The organism is Amycolatopsis sp. NPDC051045, from assembly GCF_040682955.1.
Lineage (GTDB): Bacteria > Actinomycetota > Actinomycetes > Mycobacteriales > Pseudonocardiaceae > Amycolatopsis.
Window position 1 is genome coordinate 23647 of sequence record NZ_JBFBCC010000006.1, and the last position, 19995, is coordinate 43641.

At 71.0% G+C, this 19995-nt stretch carries 21 protein-coding genes; 15 read left to right on the forward strand and 6 right to left on the reverse strand.

Translation table 11 applies throughout. The features are described from left to right. The 11 genes from AB0M80_RS16490 to AB0M80_RS16540 all read left to right on the forward strand — a co-directional run bounded on the left by AB0M80_RS16490 (nucleotide 1) and on the right by AB0M80_RS16540 (nucleotide 9880). Entirely contained in the window at nucleotides 1-231 is a 231-nt protein-coding gene (locus AB0M80_RS16490; protein WP_364564859.1) for a ferredoxin, read from the forward strand. Then, on the forward strand, nucleotides 224-1639 hold the full coding sequence (locus AB0M80_RS16495) for an FAD/NAD(P)-binding oxidoreductase (RefSeq protein WP_364564861.1): 1416 nt from the start codon (nucleotides 224-226) through the stop codon (nucleotides 1637-1639). Before AB0M80_RS16490 ends, AB0M80_RS16495 begins: the two co-directional genes overlap by 8 nt. A 524-nt stretch (nucleotides 1640-2163) precedes the next feature. After that, on the forward strand, nucleotides 2164-2625 hold the full coding sequence (locus tag AB0M80_RS16500) for a helix-turn-helix transcriptional regulator (protein ID WP_364564864.1): 462 nt from the start codon (nucleotides 2164-2166) through the stop codon (nucleotides 2623-2625). A 10-nt stretch (nucleotides 2626-2635) separates the two neighbouring features. Beyond that, nucleotides 2636-3046, forward strand: a complete 411-nt coding sequence (locus AB0M80_RS16505) for a VOC family protein (RefSeq protein ID WP_364564866.1) — start codon at nucleotides 2636-2638, stop codon at nucleotides 3044-3046. A 65-nt stretch (nucleotides 3047-3111) separates the two neighbouring features. Beyond that, a complete protein-coding gene (locus AB0M80_RS16510) occupies nucleotides 3112-4275 on the forward strand; it encodes an MFS transporter (RefSeq protein ID WP_364565763.1) in 1164 nt (387 codons plus the stop codon). Then, nucleotides 4266-4523: an AraC family transcriptional regulator gene (locus AB0M80_RS16515; protein ID WP_364564867.1), complete on the forward strand. Its 258-nt coding sequence runs from the start codon at nucleotides 4266-4268 to the stop codon at nucleotides 4521-4523. Before AB0M80_RS16510 ends, AB0M80_RS16515 begins: the two co-directional genes overlap by 10 nt. A gap of 5 nt (nucleotides 4524-4528) precedes the next feature. Next, complete coding sequence (locus AB0M80_RS16520) at nucleotides 4529-4942, forward strand: VOC family protein (protein ID WP_364564869.1); 414 nt, start codon at nucleotides 4529-4531, stop codon at nucleotides 4940-4942. Between the two features lie 24 nt (nucleotides 4943-4966). Continuing rightward, nucleotides 4967-7348 carry an excinuclease ABC subunit UvrA gene (locus AB0M80_RS16525; protein ID WP_364564872.1) on the forward strand — a complete coding sequence of 794 codons (2382 nt, stop codon included), beginning with the start codon at nucleotides 4967-4969 and terminating at the stop codon, nucleotides 7346-7348. A gap of 82 nt (nucleotides 7349-7430) precedes the next feature. Next, nucleotides 7431-8450: an acyl-CoA desaturase gene (locus AB0M80_RS16530; RefSeq protein ID WP_364564874.1), complete on the forward strand. Its 1020-nt coding sequence runs from the start codon at nucleotides 7431-7433 to the stop codon at nucleotides 8448-8450. Between the two features lie 26 nt (nucleotides 8451-8476). Continuing rightward, entirely contained in the window at nucleotides 8477-9538 is a 1062-nt protein-coding gene (locus AB0M80_RS16535; protein ID WP_364564876.1) for an MBL fold metallo-hydrolase, read from the forward strand. Between the two features lie 87 nt (nucleotides 9539-9625). Further along, nucleotides 9626-9880, forward strand: coding sequence for a Smr/MutS family protein (locus AB0M80_RS16540; protein WP_364564879.1), 255 nt, complete (start codon nucleotides 9626-9628; stop codon nucleotides 9878-9880). On the opposite strand, the gene AB0M80_RS16545 is transcribed toward AB0M80_RS16540, so the two are convergent. From AB0M80_RS16545 to AB0M80_RS16570, 6 genes are all read right to left on the reverse strand, one after another. Continuing rightward, the gene (locus AB0M80_RS16545) at nucleotides 9881-10480 is read right to left on the reverse strand and encodes a hypothetical protein (RefSeq protein ID WP_364564880.1); all 600 of its coding nucleotides are present in this window, start codon (nucleotides 10478-10480) and stop codon (nucleotides 9881-9883) included. It abuts the gene before it with no gap. A gap of 140 nt (nucleotides 10481-10620) precedes the next feature. Continuing rightward, nucleotides 10621-11160 carry a 3-hydroxy-9,10-secoandrosta-1,3,5(10)-triene-9,17-dione monooxygenase reductase subunit gene (gene hsaB / locus AB0M80_RS16550; RefSeq protein WP_364564881.1) on the reverse strand — a complete coding sequence of 180 codons (540 nt, stop codon included), beginning with the start codon at nucleotides 11158-11160 and terminating at the stop codon, nucleotides 10621-10623. Further along, nucleotides 11157-12071, reverse strand: coding sequence for an iron-dependent extradiol dioxygenase HsaC (gene hsaC / locus AB0M80_RS16555; protein WP_364564884.1), 915 nt, complete (start codon nucleotides 12069-12071; stop codon nucleotides 11157-11159). Before hsaC ends, hsaB begins: the two co-directional genes overlap by 4 nt. Continuing rightward, the gene (hsaD, locus tag AB0M80_RS16560) at nucleotides 12071-12916 is read right to left on the reverse strand and encodes a 4,5:9,10-diseco-3-hydroxy-5,9,17-trioxoandrosta-1(10),2-diene-4-oate hydrolase (RefSeq protein ID WP_364564886.1); all 846 of its coding nucleotides are present in this window, start codon (nucleotides 12914-12916) and stop codon (nucleotides 12071-12073) included. Before hsaD ends, hsaC begins: the two co-directional genes overlap by 1 nt. Continuing rightward, entirely contained in the window at nucleotides 12916-14079 is a 1164-nt protein-coding gene (hsaA, locus tag AB0M80_RS16565) for a 3-hydroxy-9,10-secoandrosta-1,3,5(10)-triene-9,17-dione monooxygenase oxygenase subunit (protein WP_364564887.1), read from the reverse strand. The genes hsaD and hsaA overlap by 1 nt, the downstream gene beginning before the upstream one ends. A 35-nt stretch (nucleotides 14080-14114) precedes the next feature. After that, nucleotides 14115-15716 (reverse strand): FAD-binding protein, encoded by a 1602-nt coding sequence (locus AB0M80_RS16570; protein WP_364564890.1) that lies wholly within the window; start codon nucleotides 15714-15716, stop codon nucleotides 14115-14117. Nucleotides 15717-15912: 196 nt separating this feature from the next. Here AB0M80_RS16570 and kstD point away from each other — a divergent pair, with 196 nt between their 5' ends. The 4 genes from kstD to AB0M80_RS16590 are packed head-to-tail and all read left to right on the forward strand — an operon-like array spanning nucleotide 15913 to nucleotide 19994. Continuing rightward, nucleotides 15913-17577, forward strand: a complete 1665-nt coding sequence (gene kstD, locus AB0M80_RS16575; RefSeq protein WP_364564892.1) for a 3-oxosteroid 1-dehydrogenase — start codon at nucleotides 15913-15915, stop codon at nucleotides 17575-17577. Next, entirely contained in the window at nucleotides 17574-18710 is a 1137-nt protein-coding gene (locus tag AB0M80_RS16580) for a Rieske 2Fe-2S domain-containing protein (protein WP_364564894.1), read from the forward strand. The genes kstD and AB0M80_RS16580 overlap by 4 nt, the downstream gene beginning before the upstream one ends. Beyond that, nucleotides 18707-18964 (forward strand): hypothetical protein, encoded by a 258-nt coding sequence (locus AB0M80_RS16585; RefSeq protein ID WP_364564896.1) that lies wholly within the window; start codon nucleotides 18707-18709, stop codon nucleotides 18962-18964. The genes AB0M80_RS16580 and AB0M80_RS16585 overlap by 4 nt, the downstream gene beginning before the upstream one ends. Beyond that, on the forward strand, nucleotides 18957-19994 hold the full coding sequence (locus AB0M80_RS16590; RefSeq protein ID WP_364564898.1) for a ferredoxin--NADP reductase: 1038 nt from the start codon (nucleotides 18957-18959) through the stop codon (nucleotides 19992-19994). Before AB0M80_RS16585 ends, AB0M80_RS16590 begins: the two co-directional genes overlap by 8 nt. Nucleotide 19995 lies beyond the last annotated feature (1 nt).

The following is a 19995-nucleotide window of genomic DNA, read 5'->3' on the forward strand; positions in this document are numbered from 1 at the left end:
ATGCCGTTCCGTTTGCCCGGTGGCGGGCCCCGGATCAGCGTCGACAACGACCGGTGCGAGCTCTACGGCATCTGCGCCATGGAGGCGCCGGACGTGTTCGACCTCGGCCAGGACGGCCGCCTGCGCTTCCACACGCGACTGCTGGACGAAACCACCATGGAACAGGCGAAGATGGCCGCCCGCTGCTGCCCGATGCAGGCGGTCGTGATGAGAGGGGACCTCGATGGCTGACGGCGACCGGATCGTCATCGTCGGTGCGGGCGTCGCCGGGCTGCGTGCCGCGGAACGTCTGCGCGAACTGAACTTCGACGGCGAGATCGTGCTGATCGGCGACGAGGCACGGCGCCCGTACCACCGGCCGATGATCTCGAAGGCCCTGGTGATGGGCACCGAGCGGCCCAGCGACGTCGGGCTCTCGCACTACCTGCCCGACCTCGACGTGCACTGGCGGCTCGGGGCGCGGGTCACGCACTTGGACACCACCGAGCGGGTCGTGCACCTGCCCGGCGGCGAGTCCCTCTGGTACGACGGCCTGATCGCCGCGACCGGCGTCTACCCGCGGCACCTGCCCGGGGCGCCGCGGCACGACCCGCGGGTGCGGATCCTGCGCACGGTCGAGGACTCGATGGCGGTGCGGCGCTGCCTCAACGCCAGCAAGAAGCCGGCCGTCGTGATCGGCGCCGGCCTGATCGGCAACGAGTTCGCCGCGAGCATGCGGCACATCGGCCGGGACGTCACCCTGGTCGGGCACGCGAAGGCGCCGCTGCACCGCTTCGGCGACCGCGTCTCGAGCGGCATCGTCGAGGCGCACCACGAGCACCGCGCGAACCTGGCGATGCGGAGCGAAGTCCGGCACTGGATCAGCACGAAGGACACCGTCGGGCTGCACCTGACGAACAACCAGCTGCTGGTCGCCAGCGTCGTCGTGCTCGCCATCGGCAGTGTCCCGTCGGTGGACTGGATGCGCGGCTCCGGCCTCGACATCAGCGACGGCGTCCTCTGCGACTCGAAGCTGTTCGCCGAGGGCGCTTCCGACGTCGTCATCGCCGGCGACATCGCGCGCTGGCCGAACCTGCGCTTCGACGAGACCCCGCGGCGGGTCGAGCACTGGATCAACGCCGTCGAGTCGGCCCGGCACGCGGCGGAGAACCTGCTGATGGGGCAGTCGAGCGCGCGGCCGTTCACCCCGCTCCCCCGCGCCTGGTCGACCCTGTACGACACCCGGCTGCAGATGTGCGGGATGCCGTCGCTGGCCGAGGACACCGTGTCGCTGGCCGACGGCATCACCGGGTTCATCCGGGACGGCAGGCTCGTCGGCATCTCCTCGTGGGACAAGCCGCGGGCGATGCTCGACTGGATGGCCGAGCTCGACCGGCGGCTGCCCGCCCCCGACTACGTGCCCGAGCCGGAGCCCGCGCCCGCCGCGGAGGTCCCGGTCGTCGAGCCGTCGCTCGCCGGGCTGGCGGCCGAGGTGCCGCCGGAGTTCGAGAGCGGGTTCGACCAGCAGGCCTTCGAGCGGGAGTTCGAGAGCGAATTCGCCAACGACATCCCGACGACGGCGTTCCAGGCGCAGTCCCTGCCCACGACGGCGCTGCCGGCGCAGTCGCTGCCGACGATGGCCATCCCGATGGGGAGGTAGCGAAGCCGGGGCGGGGCTGCGCGCGGCGGCCCCCGTCCCCTTGCCGGCCACCACACCCCCTCCGCGGCTGGGCGGTGTGGTGGCCGGCCCCAACGTCCCCCTGCCCGCCTCGCGTCCGAACGGACCGAGCGCCCGGCGGGCCAGGAGAGGGCCATCCCGAGGGAACCCGACGCCCCCGGGGTGGCCTTCTTCCGGCGCACCGGGCGGGGGCCCGGGGTCGAGTGCCGCGGCGGGGTCTCCCCGCCGGGGCACAACCGGCCGTGGGGGCCGTTCCGGCGGACGGGTATGCCGCCGGAAGGGGCTCCACGGCCGTGAAGCACCGGTGCACGGCCGTCCCGGGGGAACGGGAACCCCCGGGACGGCCTCCACCGCATGACCTGCCGACCACCGTGTCGACCCGCCGATCACGCGAGATGCCGTGCGGGAACGGACGACACACGTGTCCGGACGGACGACACGCGTCTCCGGACGGACGACACGCGTCTCTGGAGGGACGACACGATTCCCTCCGCCGCACCGGTCCGATGTGGCAGGATTCATCCGTGACCAGCACCTCCGCCACGGCGCAGTACCTGCGCGACCTCGCGCTGCTGCGGCGGGTCCGGGACCGGATCGACCGGGAGTACGCGCAGCCGCTCGACGTCGAGGCGCTGGCCCTCGGCGTGAACATGTCGGCCGGGCACCTCAGCCGGCAATTCCGGCGTGCCTACGGAGAGTCACCGTATTCGTACCTGATGACGCGGCGGATCGAACGGGCGATGGCCCTGCTGCGCACGGGCGAACTGAGCGTCACCGAGGTCTGCTTCACCGTCGGCTTCTCGTCGCTCGGCACCTTCAGCACCCGGTTCGCCGAGCTGGTGGGCATGCCGCCGAGCGTCTACCGCGAGCAGCAGGCCGAAGCCACCGTCGGGATGCCGCCGTGCGTCGCCAAACAGGTCACCAGACCGATCAGGAATCGAGAAGCACGACCGCAGGCGCACACCTAGGGTGACGACCATGGACGTCACCATTCACTCGAGCTTCCTCCCGCACACCGACCCGGAAGCCTCGCTCGCGTTCTACCGCGACCTGCTCGGCTTCGAGGTCCGCCAGAACGTCAAGTACGGCGACCTGCAGTGGATCACGATCGGCCCGCCGAACCAGCCCGACACCGCGATCGTGCTGACCCCGGTGGCCGCGATGCCCGGCCTGACCGACGACGAGCGCCGCACCGTCAACGAGATGATGGCCAAGGGCACCTACGCCGGCGTCAACCTCGCCACCAAGGACCTCGACGCGCTCTTCGCGAAGCTCGAGGCCGGGAACGCCGAGGTCGTCCAGGAACCGGTCGAGCAGCCCTACGGCATCCGCGACTGCTCGTTCCGCGACCCCGCCGGCAACCTCCTGCGCATCCAGGAACTGCGCTGACCGAGGTCGCGGCGGCCCACAGCTATCACGAAGTCCTGCGCGACCGGCGGGTCGCCGGCCTGCTGCTGGGCGACCTCCTGGCCAACGTCGGCACCGGCATGCTCCTCGTGGCCATGCCCGTGCAGACGCTGTCGCTGCACGGCGGCGTGCCGAAAGCGATCGCCATCGGGCTGGTGGAGGCCGCGCCGTTCGTCCTGTCCACCGTGCTGGCGCTGGCCATCAGCCTCGGCCGGGTGCGGGTGCCGCCGCGCACGCTGCTCGTCGCCGACTGCGTGCTGCGGTCGCTGACCTTCGCCGCCCTCGGCGTCCTGGCTGTCACCGATCGGCTCACGCTGCCGGTGCTGGTGGCCGGCCTCCTCTTCGGCGCGACGTTCCGGCTGGCCGGGTCGAGCAGCCGGCGCCTGCTGGCCACGTCGGCCGCGGGGGAAGCCGGGCGGTTCTCGGTCAACGGCCTGCTCGGGCTCAACACGACGTTCGCGCTCTACATCGCCGGGCCGGTGCTGGGCGGGGTGGTCGTGGCGACCACCGGCGCGGGCCTCGCGCTCTTCGTGGACGCGGGCGGCGCGCTCATCCTGCTGGCCGCCACGCTCGCGTGCGTGCCCCAGGCGGCCGAAATCCCCGAGCGGACCGGGGTTTCGGGCTGGCGGATCCTGCGCCGCCGCCCGGTCGCCGCGCGGCTGCTGGTGGTCGAGTTCTTCTTCAACTTCCTGTACATGCCCGTCGAAGTCGCGCTTCCGCTGTACGTGAGCGGAACGCTGCACGCCGGCGCGTCCGGCCTCGGGGTGCTGTGGGGTGCGCTCGGGGTGGGCGCGTTCCTCGGCGCCGCTCTCGTCAGCCGGCTGCGGAACCTGCCGCAGCGACCGCTGCTGGTGGCGATCATCGGCCTGTGGGCGCTGTGCCCGATCGGCCTCGCGCTCACCGGCGACCTGACCGTGGCCCTGCTCGTCTTCGGCCTGGGCGGGCTGGTGTACGCACCCTTCACCCCGGTCGCCTACAGCTTCCTCCAATCCGGACTGGCCCCCGGCGAACAGCAGCAGGTCGTCACCCTCTGGACGACCGGCGCGACCGTGGCCGCCCCGCTGGGCCTGGCGCTGGGCGGGCCGCTGATCGAGCTGGCCGGCAGCACCGGCGGGCTGGCGCTGTCCGGGGTGCTGACTTTTTTGCTGGTCCCGATCGCGGCCCGGGCGGTGCTCGGGCGGACACCGGAAGGAAATCCGACATGTGCCTGAGCCTCAAGGTTGCCGCGCAACAGCACCACCGCGAGCTGGCGCTGCTGCGCCGCGTCCGCGACCGCATCGACCGGGAATGCGCGCGGCCGCTCGACATCGACGTACTCGCGCGCAGTGTGGGCCTGCCCGCCGCGCAATTCGTCCGCCGGTTCCGGGACGCCTACGGCCTTTCGCCGCACGATTACCGGCGAGCCGCCGAAGCGATCAGGAATCGAGAAGCCCCGGCCGCACGGCCGAAAGTAGCGTGATCCCCATGAACCTCACCATTCACCAGACCTTCCTCCCCCACCACGACCACGAGGCTTCGCTGGCCTTTTACCGCGACACCCTCGGCTTCGAGGTGCGCAACGACGTCGACTACGGCGGCCAGCACTGGCTCACGATCGGTCTTCCCGGCCAGCCCGACACGGCGCTGGTCCTGCAGCCGACCGGCGCCGCCTACGCGGACCTGTCCGACGAAGAACGCCGTACCATCACGGAAATGATGGCCAAGGGCACCTTCGCCGCGGTCAACCTGGCCACCGACGACCTGGACGGCACCTTCGAACGGGTGCAGGCCGGCGACGCCGAGGTCGTCCAGGAGCCGACCGACCAGCCGTGGGGCCTTCGCGACTGCTCCTTCCGCGACCCCGCCGGCAACCTCGTCCGCATCCAAGAACTGCGCTGATCCGAAGGAAAGCTGGAGATCCCGATGAGCAAGCCCACGAGGAAGAACGCACCGCACGTGGCCGACAGCCACGACCTGATCCGCGTCCACGGCGCGCGCGTGAACAACCTCAAGGACGTCGACGTCGAGCTGCCCAAGCGGCGGCTGACGGTGTTCACCGGGGTCTCCGGTTCCGGCAAGAGCTCCCTGGTGTTCAGCACGATCGCCGCCGAGTCGCAGCGGCTGATCAACGAGACCTACAGCACCTTCGTGCAGGGCTTCATGCCGACGCTGGCCCGGCCCGACGTCGACGTCCTCGACGGGATCACCACCGCGATCATCGTCGACCAGGAGCGGATGGGCGCCAACGCGCACTCCACCGTCGGGACCGCGACCGACGCCAACGCGATGCTGCGCATCCTCTTCAGCCGGCTCGGGCAGCCGCACATCGGCTCGCCGCAGGCGTTTTCGTTCAACGTCGCCTCGATCAGCGGCGCCGGCGCGGTCACCATCGAAAAGGGCGGCCGGCAGATCAAGGAGCGCCGCAGCTTCAGCATCACCGGCGGCATGTGCCCGCCCTGCGAGGGCCGCGGCAAGGTCAACGACATCGACCTGACCGCGCTGTACGACGAGAACAAGTCGCTCAACGAAGGCGCGATCACCATCCCCGGCTACAGCATGGAGGGCTGGTACGGCCGCATCTTCCGCGGCTCCGGCTTCTTCGACCCGGACAAGCCGATCAAGAAGTACACCAAGAAGCAGCTGAACGACCTGGTGTACAAGGAACCGACCAAGATCAAGGTCGAGGGCATCAACCTCACCTATTCGGGGCTGGTGCCGGCGATCCGGAAGTCGATGCTGTCCAAGGACGTCGACTCGCTGCAGCCGCACCTGCGCGCCTTCGTCGAGCGGGCGGTGACCTTCCAGACCTGCCCGGACTGTGCCGGCACGCGGCTGTCGGAGGAGGCGCGGTCGTCGAAGATCGACGGGATCAGCATCGCCGACGCCTGCGCGATGCAGATCAGCGACCTCGCCGCGTGGGTCGGCAAGCTCGCCGAGCCGTCGGTCGCGCCGCTGCTGGACGCGCTGAAGCACACCCTCGACTCGTTCGTGGAAATCGGGCTCGGCTACCTCTCGCTCGACCGTCCTTCCGGGACGCTTTCGGGCGGGGAAGCCCAGCGCACCAAGATGATCCGCCACCTCGGATCGTCGCTCACCGACGTCACCTACGTCTTCGACGAGCCGACGATCGGCCTGCACCCGCACGACATCCAGCGCATGAACGAGCTCCTGCTGCAGCTGCGCGACAAGGGCAACACGGTGCTGGTCGTCGAGCACAAGCCGGAGGCGATCGCGATCGCCGACCACGTCGTCGACCTCGGGCCGGGCGCCGGCACCGACGGCGGCGAGGTGGTGTTCGAGGGCACCGTGGACGGGCTGCGCAAGAGCAAGACGCTGACCGGGCGGCACCTGGACGACCGGGCGTCGCTGAAGGACGCGGTGCGGTCGCCGTCCGGTTCTTGGGAGATCCGCGGCGCTTCGACGCACAACCTGCAGGACGTCGACGTCGACATCCCGCTCGGCGTGCTGGTGGTCGTGACCGGGGTGGCGGGCTCGGGCAAGAGCTCGCTGATCCACGGCTCGGTGTCCGGCGGCGAGGGCGTGGTGACGGTCGACCAGACCGGGATCCGCGGCTCGCGCCGGAGCAACCCGGCGACGTACACGGGCCTGCTCGAGCCGATCCGCAAGGCGTTCGCCAAGGCCAACGGCGTGAAGCCGGCCCTGTTCAGCGCCAACTCCGAAGGCGCGTGCCCGAACTGCAACGGCGCCGGCGTCGTCTACACGGACCTGGGGATCATGGCCGGCACCGCCATGCCGTGCGAGGTGTGCGAGGGCAAGCGGTTCAACGCCGAGGTGCTGGAGTACACCTTCGGCGGCCGCGACATCAGCGAGGTGCTCGGGATGTCCGTGGCCGAGGCGTCGGCGTTCTTCGCCGAGGGAGACGCGAAGCTCCCGGCGGCGCACAAGATCCTGACGCACCTGTCCGACGTCGGCCTCGGCTACCTCACCCTCGGCCAGCCCCTCACGACGCTGTCCGGCGGCGAGCGGCAGCGGATCAAGCTGGCCACGCACATGGCGGAGACCGGCGGGGTGTACGTCCTCGACGAGCCGACGGCGGGCCTGCACCTGGCGGACGTCGAGCAGCTGCTGGGCCTGCTGGACCGCCTGGTGGACTCGGGCAAGTCGGTGATCGTCATCGAGCACCACCAGGCGGTGATGGCCCACGCGGACTGGATCATCGACCTCGGCCCCGGCGCGGGGCACGACGGCGGCAAGATCGTCTTCGAGGGCACGCCTGCGCAGCTGGTGAAGGCGCGGAAGAAGACGCTGACGGGCAAGCACCTGGCCGAATACGCCGGGTCCTGACCCCTTGGTAGGGCTGGCCCCCGCACCGGCCCGGGAGCCCACCGGATTCCGGGGAGGGTCGCCGCCGCGAAGACTCGGGCAGGTGACCACAGACGACCTCGTGCACACCGGCAGCGACTTCGCCCGGCTGAGCCACCGCATCTCCGCCGCCGGCCTGATGGAGCGGCGTCCCGGCTACTACACCGCCCGGATCGCCGTCGTGACCGCGTTGTTCGCCGCCGGCTGGGTGGCCTTCGCGCTGCTCGGGAATTCCTGGTGGCAGCTGGCCGTCGCGGCCTTCATGGCCGTGCTGTTCGGCCAGATCGCGTTGCTGTCCCACGACCTCGCGCACAAGCAGGTGTTCCGCCGGCGGCGGCCCACCGAAATCGCCGGGATGCTCGCGGGCAACCTCGGCGTCGGGATGAGCTACGGCTGGTGGATGGACAAGCACACCCGCCACCACGCCAACCCGAACCACGAAGAGCTCGACCCCGACGTCGACCCGGACATCCTGGTGTGGTCGAAGGACCAGGCCCGCGCCAGCCGCGGCGTCCCGCGCTTCATCGGGCGGTACCAGGCCTTCCTGTTCTTCCCCCTGCTCACCCTCGAAGGGCTGAACCTGCACTGGTCCGGGATCCGCGCGGTGCGGCGCCCGGGGCTGCGCCGCCGTGGGGTCGAAGCCGCGTTGCTCGCCGCGCACTTCGTCCTGTACTTCGGCGCGCTGCTCACCGTGCTGTCCCCCGGCATGGCGCTGCTGTTCTTCGTCGTCCACCAGGGACTGTGGGGTGTCTACATGGGATCGATCTTCGCACCCAACCACAAGGGCATGCCGACGCTGACCGGGCGCACCGAGCTCGACTTCCTCCGCAAGCAGGTGCTCACCTCGCGCAACGTCCGCGGCGGCGTCGTCACCGACGTCGCCCTCGGCGGCCTCAACTACCAGATCGAGCACCACCTGTTCCCGAGCATGCCTTCGCCGCACTTGCGGCGCGCCCAGCCGATCGTCCGGGCGTACTGCGCCGAGCTCGGCGTCCCGTACCTGGAGACGAGCCTGGTCGAGTCCTACCGGCAGGCCCTCACCCACCTGCATGAAGCTGGGGCCCCTCTCAGGAACCGTTCGTAGACTCGGGGCATGAGGAAGACGGGATTATGAAAAAGACGGTCGCGGCCCTGCGCGACCTGCCGGCGGCGTTCGGCGCGAAGGCCACCGGCGCGCGGGCCGAGCGGGTCCGCTCCTCGCCGCAGTTCGACGGCAAGGTGTTCCGCAACGTCGCGCCGCGGCACCCGATGACCGCGGCGGCGATGCGCACCATCTTCCGCGAGATGTTCTTCGGCGAGCACCGCGAGCTGCGCAAACCGGCCCGCGCGGTGCCGCTGGTCGCCGCGGAGCCGGTGCTGTCGGCCGAGGGCGTGCACCTGACCTGGTACGGCCACGCGTCGACGCTGGTCGAGCTCGACGGCGCCCGGGTGCTGCTCGACCCGGTGTGGAGCGAGCGGGTCTCGCCCGCGGCGTTCGCCGGGCCGCGGCGGCTGCACGAGCCGCCGGTGCCGCTGTCCGGGCTCGGCCGGGTCGACGCCGTGGTGATTTCGCACGACCACTACGACCACCTGGACCTGGCCACGGTCCGCGCGCTGGTGGCTTCGTCCGAGGCGCCGTTCCTGGTGCCGCTCGGGGTCGGCGCGCACCTGGAACGCTGGCGCGTCCCGGCTTCGCGGATCATCGAGCTCGACTGGCGCGAAGAGGCGACGGTGGCGGGCATCCGGTTCGTCGCGACCCCGGCCCAGCACTTCTCCGGCCGCGGCATCACGAACGACGACACGCTGTGGACGTCGTGGGCGCTGCTGGGGCCGTCGCACCGGGTGTTCTACAGCGGCGACACGGGCTACTTCGACGGGTTCGCGGCGATCGGCGCGGAGCACGGCCCGTTCGACGCGGCGCTGATCCAGATCGGCGCGTACGCCCCGCACTGGCCGGACATCCACATGACCCCGGAGGAAGGCGTCGCGGCGGGCCTCGACGTGCGGGCGAAGCTGCTGGTCCCGGTGCACTGGGCGACGTTCCAGCTGGCCATGCACCCGTGGGGCGAGCCGGCGGACCGCGTGTGGAGCGAGGCGAAGGAGGCCGACCTCCCGCTGGCGATCCCCCGCCCGGGTGAACGCATCGACGTCACCGCTCCCCCACCGGTGGACGGCTGGTGGCAGGCTCTGTGACCGAGGAGCCGACACGCGTGATCAGAGGGTCGACACGCGGTTCAATCACGCGAGTCGGCCGCACAATCACGTCGAGGGGGAGGCAGGGTGAAGCTGAAGCTGGATTTGCACGACGTCTACAACCGTGGCGGCGAGATCGACCGGGCCCTGCGGGCGGTCATCGACGAGGCCGTCGCCAAGAAGGCGCCGCTCGTCGAGATCATTCCCGGGAAGGGTTCGGGTCAGCTGAAGAAGCACGTCCTGCGGTTCCTCGAGCGCAAGGACGTCAAGGCGCTGTACCACCGGGTCGAAAAGGACAAGGACAACTTCGGCCGGGTGTTCGTGCACTTCCGCTGGAAGTGATCAGAAGCGGCTGTCGTGCCGGGCCTCGGCCCAGGCGCGGTCCCAGGCCGCCGCGTGGAGGCGGGACAGGACGAACCGGCCGGCACCGTAGAGGCCGGCCAGCGCGCCGGTGACCGCCGTCCACAGCAGGAGCGCCGCGAAGACGCCGTCGGCCGCCGAAGTCGCCGGTGACAGGGGCTCGCTGGTCAGCTCGCCGCGCTGGTCCAGCCACACCGGCACGCGGGTGCCGGCCGGGCTGCCCGCGTCGGCGAGGACGTCGCCGGTGTGGCGGGCGCCGCGCGCGTCGAACCAGGCGGCCGGCACCGTCGTCTGGTCGGCGGGGGCCCCGGCGCCGTCGGTGCCGTAGGACTGGCCGGACGCGGCGGCCAGCGACACCGCCGTCGCGGGGTGGTGGGTGGTGCGCTCCTGCTCGGCGCGGGCCCTCTGCGCGGCGTAGGTCTCGGAACCGAAGGCCGCCGCGAACGGCACGGCGAGCAACGCGCCGGCGACGACCAGGAGCAGCAGGAGGGCTTCGACGCGATCGCCCGCCCGCGCGAGCGGGTTGCGGCCGGGGTGCACTCGCCGCCCGAACCGGGCGATTCGTCCGCTGGGCCCACGCATGCGCGGCTCACTCCTCCCGGAAGGTGTCTTCTCGGTAACAGTGTGCGCGCCGGGGCTCGACTTTCTCTCGTGAATGGGATGCGGCCCACCTGTGAACCGGTGCACAATCACCCGGTCGTGCTACCCACGGCGAGAGCCGATCACAGCCAGTCGTCGGGGCGGGGCCAGGGCATCAGGACCGACAGCGGGTCGCGGGCGGGTTCGGTGACCGCGTACCGGCCGCGGTGGAACAGCAGCGGGCGGGCTTCCGACGGCGCGCCGAGCGCGGTGACGCGGCCGATCACCACGTAGTGGTCGCCCGCCTCGTGCACCGCTTCCAGCTCGCAGTCGATCCAGGTGAGCGCGCCGTCGAGCAGGGGGGCGCCGGACGGCGCGGGGCTCCAGGCGAACCGGGCGAACTTGTCCTCGCCGCGGGCGCCGAAGACCGCGCTGACCTCCTGCTGGTCCTCGGCCAGCACGTTGACCGCGAACCGGCCGGCCGCGGCGAGCACCGGCCAGGTCCGCGACGACTTCGCCGGGCAGAACAGCACCAGCGGCGGGTCGAGTGACAGGGCGGCGAACGACTGGCAAGCGAACCCGGCGAGGGTGTCGCCGTCGCGGCCGGTGACCACGGTGACGCCCGTGCAGAAGTGCCCGAGCACGCTGCGGAACTCGGTCTGGTCGACCGCCACCGACGTCATGACGCGCCGGGCGGCCGCGCGCCGACCGAGAAGTCGTGCCCCCACAGCGAAACCGCGGTGCTCTCGCGCGCGATCCAGTTGTCGTCGTCGACCTGACGTCCCTCGCAGCCGAACTCGACGTCGAAGCCGCCCGGGGTCTTCATGTAGAACGACAGCATCAGGTCGTTGACGTGCCGGCCGAGGGTGGCCGACATCGGCACCTTCCGCCGGATCGCGCGGTCGAGGCACAGGCCGACGTCGTCGGTGTTCTCCACCTCGACCATCAGGTGCACGATCCCGCTCGGTGTCGGCATCGGGAGGAACGCCAGGCTGTGGTGGCGCGGGTTGCAGCCGAAGAACCGCAGCCACGCAGGCGGCCCGTCGGCGGGGCGGCCGACCATTTGCGGCGGCAGGCGCATCGAATCGCGCAGCCGGAAGCCGAGGACGTCCCGGTAGAACCGCAGCGACGCCTCGTCGTCCTTGGTGGACAAAACAACGTGCCCGAGCCCTTGCTCGCCGGTGACGAACTTGTGGCCGTACGGGCTGACCACGCGCCGGTGCTGCAGAGCGACGCCGTGGAACACCTCCTGGGTGTTGCCGGACGGGTCGTCGAAGCTGATCAGCTCGTCAACACGCCGGTCGGCCAGCTCCTCGGGGGTGCCCTCCTTGTACGGCACCGACGCACTGTCCAACCGCGACCGGATCTCGGCCAGTTCGCCGGCGTTCGCGGCCTCCCAGCCGGTCCGGGTCAGCCGGTCGGCGTCGCCCGGGGTGATGACCAGCCGCGCCGGGAAGTCGTCCATGCGCAGGTAAAGCGCGTCGGGGTTTTCACCCTTGCCTTCGACCATGCCGAGCACCTTGAGCCCGTACTCGCGCCAGGCCGCCATGTCGGTGGCTTCGATGCGGAGGTAGCCCAGTGACCGGATGCCCATCAGGAACTCCCGAGGAAGTCGAGGGCCAGCCGGTTGAACTCGTCGAACTTCTCCAGCTGGGCCCAGTGCCCGCAGCCGCCGAACACGTGCAGCTGCGCGCGCGGAATCATCTTCAGCGCCAGAAGCGCGCCGTCCAGGGGGTTGACGCGGTCCTCGCGCCCCCAGATCAGGAGCACGCGCTGGCGCAGGCGGTGGGCTTCGCGCCAGAGCATGCCTTCTTCGTAGGTGCCGGGCTGCGCGAAGGACTTCCCCATCGCGCGCATCGCGGCCAGGGACTCCGGGGTGTTCGCGGCGGCGAAGCGCTCGTCGATCAGCTCGTCGGTGACCAGCGCCTGGTCGTGGACCATGATCCGGAGGAACGCCGCCATCCGCTCGCGGCTCGGCTGAGCGCCGAACTTGCCGAGATTCTTGACGCCCTCGGTCGGGTCGGGCGCGAAGACGTTGACGCTCAGCCCGCCCGGCCCCATCAGCACCAGCCGCCCGGCCCGCTTGCCGTGGTTCAGGGCGAGCCGCACCGCGGCCCCGCCGCCGAGCGAATTGCCGACGAAGTGGGCGCGCTCGATGCCCAGGGCGTCCATCAGGCCGACGACGGCATCGGCGCTGTGCCGGAAGTACTGCGGGTGCTCGGTCGGCTTGTCGGAGCGCCCGAAGCCGGGCTGGTCCACCGCGATCGTCCGGTAGTGCTTGGCGAACTCCGGCAGGTTGCGCCCGAAGTTGCTCCACGCCGACGCGCCGGGCCCGCCGCCGTGCAGCAGGATCACCGTTTCGGCGTGTTCGGCGCCGGCTTCGTGGTAGTGCAGCTTGAGACTGCCGGCCTGGACGTACTTGCCCTCAGGCGCAGCCATCAGTACATCGCGTTCTCGACGGGGAGCCCGAAGGCGCCGGTGCCGAACATGACGTAGGCGCGCTCGGCGTCGTTGGCCGCGTGGACGCGGCCGGCGTGCGCGTCGCGCCAGAAGCGCTGGATCGGGGTGCCGCGCTGGATCGCGCGGCCGCCGGAGTTCTCGAAGAGCCGGTCGATCGCGGAGATGGCGCGTTCGGTGCCGCGCACCTGGTCGCGCCGGACGCGCAGCCGCAGGTCCACGGGCAGCCGCTCCTCGCGCTTGGCGAGTTCGTACAGCTCGTCGATGTTGCGAGTCAGCTGCAGCCACGCGGCGTCGATTTCGCTGGCTGCCTCGGCGATCCGCACCTTGGCGAAGGGGTCTTCTTTGGACTGTTCACCGGCGTACGCGGCCCGCACCCGCTTGCCCTGGTGCTCCACGTGGGCGTCGTAGGCGCCCTGCGCCATGCCGATGATCGGCGCCGTGATCGTGGTCGGGTGCACCGAACCGTACGGGAGCCGGTACAGCGGGCCGGGGTTGACGGCCTGGCCCGGGACCTTGCACTTCGACGTCGCGATGAAGCTCAGCGCCCGGTGCTGGGGGATGAAGACGTCCTCGACGACGATGTCGTTCGAGCCGGTGCCGCGCAGGCCGATCGTGTCCCAGACGTCCACGACCGCGTAATCGGCGATCGGCAGCAGGTAGGTGCAGAAGTCGACCGGCTTGCCGTCCTTGAACGCCGGTCCGCCGAGCAGCACCCACGTGCAGTGGTCGCAGCCGGAGGAAAAGCTCCACCGGCCCGACAGCCGGTAGCCGCCCTCGACCACTTCGGCCTTGCCCATCGGCGCGTACGACGAGGAGATCCGCACGTCCTGGTCCGCGCCCCAGACCTCCTGCTGCGCCTGCGCGTCGAACAACGCCACGTGCCACGGGTGGACGCCGAGGATGGAGGCGACCCAGCCGGTGGACCCGCACGCGCTCGCGATCAGCTTGACGGCGGTGTAGAAACTCACCGGGTCGGTTTCGAAGCCCCCGTGGAGCTTCGGCTGCAGCAGCTTGAAGAACCCGGTCTCCTGCAGGGCCTTGACGGACTCCTCGGGAACGCGCCGCGCGTCCTCGGTGTCCTGGGCCCGCTCCCGCAGGACCGGCAGGAGGTCCCGGACCCCGGCGATCACCTGCTCGCTCATGCGCAATTCCTCTCTTTGTTCACTCCCTCCAGAGACTAGAACACGTTCTCGTTTTTGTCGAGAACGCCCTGCGCCAAGGCACTGTTGATCCCCGCTCTGCGGCCGGAAAACACGCAGTCGGCCAGCGAGAGACCGCTCACGTACGACCTGGAACAGATTCCCACGGCGGTGCGGCCGGCGGCGTACAGCCCCGGGATCGGCTCCCCGGCCGTGCTGCGCACCGCGCCGGTCCCCTCGTCGACGACCAGGCCGCCGAGGGTGAGCATCGGGGTCGGGTAGCCGAGGTTCGGCCGCACCGAGATGTCGATGAGCGAATACGGCGGGGTTTCCAGCCGCCGCCGGAACTCGTCGGGCTTGCCGGCCGGGTCTTCGGCGCCGTGGTAGGCCTCGACGCTCGCGCGCAGGCCTTGGGGGTCGACGCCGGCCTTGCGGGCCACTTCCTCGACCGTCGTCCCGGTGACCCGGCCGCGCTGCAGCAGGTAGCGCAGCTGAAGCCACTGGAACCACTGGCTTTGCGCCCGGCCGTCCCGGCGCGCCCGGGCCACGATCGGCGCGTCGACGAGCAGCCAGCCCTTGCTCCCGTGGTCCTCGATGAGCTTCTCGCCGACAGCGGCGCCGTAGCGGGACTCGTCGATGACCCGCCGCCCGCCGGCATCGACGATGATTCCGCCGAGGAACGCGCTGGGCGGGGTGACGAACCGCCAGGCGGAGATCCGGCCGAGCTCGCCGGTCGCCCCGCCGGCTTCGACGCCGAGCCGGATGCCCGAGCCGTCGTCGGCGGACGTGCCGAGCGCGAGCCCGCCGCGGTAGGCCGGCGCGTGCTCCCGCACCATTTCGCGGTTGGCGATGAACCCGCCCGCCGCGAGCACGACCCCGCGCCGGGCGGAAATCCGCAGCTCACGGCCATGCGCGCGTTCGAAGCGCTCGACCCGGCGGTGCAGCGACTTGCGCAGCGACGGCACGTAGATCCCGGGCTTCGCGGCGTACTGCGCGAAGCGCTGGTGTCGCGCCCGCACCCCCGTCGGCGCGTCGCCCAAGGTGTCGGCGACCAGGCCGGTGACGCGGCCCGCGTCGTCGCGGATCAGGGTCCGGGCGGTCGTCTGCGTCAGCACCCGGATGCCCCGGGCCCGCACGGCCGCCTTGAGCCGCGCCATCAGCATCTTCCCCGAGGTCCCGGGGCCCTTGACGCGGTGGCCGCGCGGAGCCGGTTTCGCCGCGTCGCGGAACCCGCCGGCGGCCTCGCTGCCGGAGTAGTAGAGGTAGTGCCGGTCGCTCGGGTACGACGTCTTGTGCGGGCAGAGGCTGCCTTCGAACGGCACGCCGTTGCCCTCCAGCCAGGTGATCATCTCGCGGCTGCCCTCGCAGAACCGCCGCAGCGTCGGTTCCGAAACGACGTCCCCGGTTTCCAGCCGCAGGTAGGCGTACATCGCGTCGACGGAGTCGTCGACGCCCGCGTCGAGCTGCTGCGTCGTCCCGCCGCCGGCGTAGACCACGCCACCGCTGACCGCGCTGGCCCCACCCCCGGCGAAGCGCTCGACGATGACCACGTCGGCGCCCGCGTCGGCCGCTTCGAGGGCGGCACAGGCGCCCGCCGCCCCGAACCCCACGATCACCACGTCCGCGACGAGTTCGTCCATGGCCACCACCCTAGAACTGGAACACGTTCTCGTCTATGGTGACGGAAACGGCTCCCAACTGGATACTCGTTCCATGGAACACGTTACCGATCCGACCGAAAAGCAGGCGGACACGGACCGGCGCCGACCCACTCGCCGGCAGCCGTTCCGCCGTGGCTGCCGGCCGGAGCGGTAACCATCGACACAGTGAGGTGGCATGACGGAGCAGTTCGACGTCGTCGTGGCCGGCAGCGGCGCCGCCGGGATGACCGCCGCGCTGGCCGCGGCCCACCACGGCCTGAGTGTGGTGGTCCTGGAGAAGGCGGCCTGCTTCGGCGGCTCGACCGCGCGCTCCGGCGGTGGCGTCTGGCTGCCCGGCAACCACGCGCTGCGCGCCGCCGGGATCGACGAGCCGCCCGAGCGGGCGCGCGAGTACCTGGCCTCGATCGTCGGCGACGTCGTCCCCGCCGTCCGGCGCGACACGTTCCTCGCGCACGGCCCCGAAGTGCTGCGGTTCGTCTGCGACCACACGCCGCTGAAGTTCCGCTGGGTCCGCGACTACAGCGACTACCACCCCGAAGCCCCCGGCGGGCGCCCCGGCGGCCGGTCGGTCGAGCCGGTCGCCCTCGACGGCAAGCTGCTCGGGCCCGAACTGACCCACCTCGAACCGCCCTACAGCGCGCCCCCGCTCGGCGTGCCGATCACCCAGGCGGACTACCGCTGGCTGAGCCTGCTGGCGCGGCACCCGCGCGGCGCCCTCCGGCTGCTGTCGCTGGGCGGGCAGTGGCTGCTCGGCCGGGTGCGCGGGCAGCGGCTGCTGAGCATGGGGCAAGCGCTTGCGGCCGGCCTGCGGGTCGGGCTCGCCCGGGCCGGGGTCGAAGTCCGGCTGAACACCGCTCTCGTGGACCTCCAGGTCGAAGGGGACCGCGTCACCGGCGTGGTCACCGACAGCGGTGTCGTCGCGGCGCGGCGCGGCGTCATCCTCGCCAGCGGCGGGTTCGAGCGGAACCTCGAGATGCGCGAGAAGTACCAGCGCGCGCCGATCGGCATCGACTGGACCGTCGGCGCGGCCGCCAACACCGGCGACGGCATCACCGCCGGCCTCAAGCTGGGCGCGGCGCTCGACCTGATGGACGACGCCTGGTGGGGGCCGTCGCTGCCGCTCACCGGCGGCCCGTGGTTCGCACTGGCCGAACGGTCACGGCCGCGCTGCATCATGGTCGACGCCCACGGCGAGCGGTTCGTCAACGAGTCGGCGCCCTACGTCGAGGCCGTGCACGCGATGTACGGCACCGGAGACGGGCCGGGCGAACACATCCCGACGTGGCTGGTGTTCGACCAGTGCTACAAGGACCGGTACATGTTCACCGGCATCGGGCCGCGCCAGCCGCTGCCCGGCCGCTGGTTCAAGGCCGGGATCGCCGCGAAGTCGTCGTCACTGGCCGGGCTGGCGGCGAAGATCGACGTCCCGGCCGACGCGCTCTCCGCGACCGTCGAGCGCTTCAACGGCTTCGCGCGCCGGGGCGTCGACGAGGACTTCCACCGCGGGGTCAGCCACTACGACCACTACTACGGCGACCCGCGCAACAAACCCAACCCCAGCCTCGGCCCGCTCGACAAGGCGCCGTTCTACGCGGTGAAGATCGTGCCGGGCGACCTGGGCACCAAAGGCGGGCTGCGCACCGACGAACACGCGCAGGTGCTGCGCGAGGACGGCTCGGCCGTGCCGGGCCTGTACGCCGCGGGCAACGCCAGCGCGGCCGTGATGGGCCGGACGTACGCCGGGCCGGGCGCGACCATCGGGCCCGCCATGGTGTTCGGCTACCTTGCGGCGACGCGGCTGGCGCACGAAGATCAGGGGACCACGGGAGGGCAGCGATGACGCAGGATTCGGTACGCACCATCCACGCCGGTGAGCCACCGACCCGGTTCGCCCGCGGCTGGCACTGCCTGGGCCTGGCGCAGCACTTCCGCGACGGGAAACCACACGCCATCACCGCGTTCGGCACGAAGCTGGTGGTGTTCGCCGACACCCGCGGCGAGCTCCACGTGCTCGACGGCTACTGCCGGCACATGGGCGGCGACCTCACCCAAGGGACGATCAAGGGCGACGAAGTGGCCTGCCCGTTCCACGACTGGCGCTGGAACGGCAAGGGCAAGTGCGTCTCGATCCCCTACGCCAAGCGGGTTCCGCTGCGCGCGCGGACGCGGTCGTGGACGTCGGCCGAGCAGAACGGCCAGCTGCTCGTGTGGCACGACCCGGAGGGCAACCCGCCGGCCGACGAGCTGGCGATCCCGCGGATCGAGGCCGCCGACAGCCCCGAGTGGAGCAGCTGGACGTGGGACTCGATCTTCATCGAGGGCTCGAACTGCCGGGAGATCATCGACAACGTCGTGGACATGGCGCATTTTTTCTATATTCACTATGCCTACCCGACGTACTTCAAGAACGTGTTCGAAGGCCACATCGCCACGCAGTACCTCAACACCAAGGGCCGCCCGGACATGGGCATGGCCTCGAACTACGGCGGCGAGGAGAACCTGCTTCGGTCGGAGGCGTCCTACTTCGGGCCGTCGTACATGATCAACAAACTGGTCAACTCGTTCCAGGGCTACGAGATCGAAAGCGTGCTCATCAACTGCCACTACCCCGTCACGCCGACGTCGTTCGTGCTGCAGTACGGCATGAAGGTCAAGAAGGTGCCGGGGATTTCGGACGAGCACGCGGACAAGATCGCGGCGAAGCTGGCCCGCGGCATCGGCGCCGGGTTCCTGCAGGACGTGGAGATCTGGAAGCACAAGACCCAGATCGACAACCCGCTGCTGTGCGAAGAGGACGGCCCGGTCTACCAGCTCCGCCGGTGGTACCAGCAGTTCTACGTCGACGCCGCCGACGTCACCGAGGACATGACCCGGCGGTTCGAGTTCGAAGTGGACACTGCGAAGGCGAACGAGGCGTGGTCGGCGGAGGTCGCCGAGAACCTGGCGCGGCAGAAGACCGAGGCGGAAGTGTGACCACCGCCGAACGGACCGAGTTCCTGTCCGGCGGGCTGCGGCCGCACGAGTGCCGCAGCTGCGGGACGTGCGTGCTGGTGAAGAAGAACAGCATCCAGCACACGAGCATCCAGTGGACGACGGCACCGGCGGAAACCTGCCCGGTGTTCGCGGACGCGGACGGCCCGACGGCGTTGCTCGACACCTGCCCGAAGCTGGCCGGCAGCATCTCCGACGCGGTGCGCGAAGGCACGCTGGCGGTGGCCGATGGCTGACCGGTTCTACACGCTGACCGTCGCCGACGTCGTCGTCGAGACGCCGGACGCACGGTCGGTGGTCTTCGAGATCCCCGCCGAACACGCAGCGGCGTTCGAGTACGCGGCCGGGCAGTTCCTGACCCTGCGCATCCCCAGTGACCGGACCGGTTCGGTGGCGCGGTGCTACTCGCTGTCGAGCGCGCCGCACGAGAACCGCGTGCAGGTGACGGTCAAGCGGACCGACGGCGGCTACGGGTCCAGCTGGATCTGCGACTCGCTGCGGCCGGGGATGACGCTGGACGTGCTGGCGCCGTCGGGGGTGTTCTGCCCGGCGTCGGTCGACGAGGACTTCCTGCTGTTCGCCGGCGGCAGCGGCATCACGCCGGTGATGGCGATCCTCAAGACGGCCTTGGAGCAGGGTTCCGGCCGGGTCGTGCTGGTCTACGCGAACCGCGACGAGCGCTCGGTGATCTTCGCGGGCGAGCTGGCTTCGCTGGCGAAGCGCTACGGCGAACGCTTGGTCGTCGTCCATTGGCTGGAGAGCGTCCAAGGGCTCCCCGACGTCTCGCAGCTGCGCGGGCTGGCTTCGGCGTACACGTCGTTCGAGGCGTTCCTGTGTGGTCCGGCGCCGTTCATGGCGGCGGCCAAGGAGGCGCTCGGACAGCTCGGGGTGCCGCGGAACCGGGTGCACGTCGAGAAGTTCACGTCGCTGTCGGGGAACCCGTTCGAGGACGTCGTCGCCGAGGTCGTCGAGGAAGAGCCTTCGGGCGAGGCCCCGGTGTCGCTCACCGTGGAGCTGGACGGCCGGACGCGGGAGCTGACCTGGCCGCGGCAGCGGAAACTCCTCGACCGGCTGCTGGAGGCGGGCATGGACGCGCCGTACTCGTGCCGCGCGGGACAATGCAGCGCGTGCGCGTGCCGGGTCGTGTCGGGCGAGGTGAAGATGCTGCACAACGAGGTCCTCGACGCCGAGGACATGGCGGACGGCATCGTGCTGGCCTGCCAGTCGCTGCCGGTCACCGACGACGTCTCGATCAGCTACGAATAGG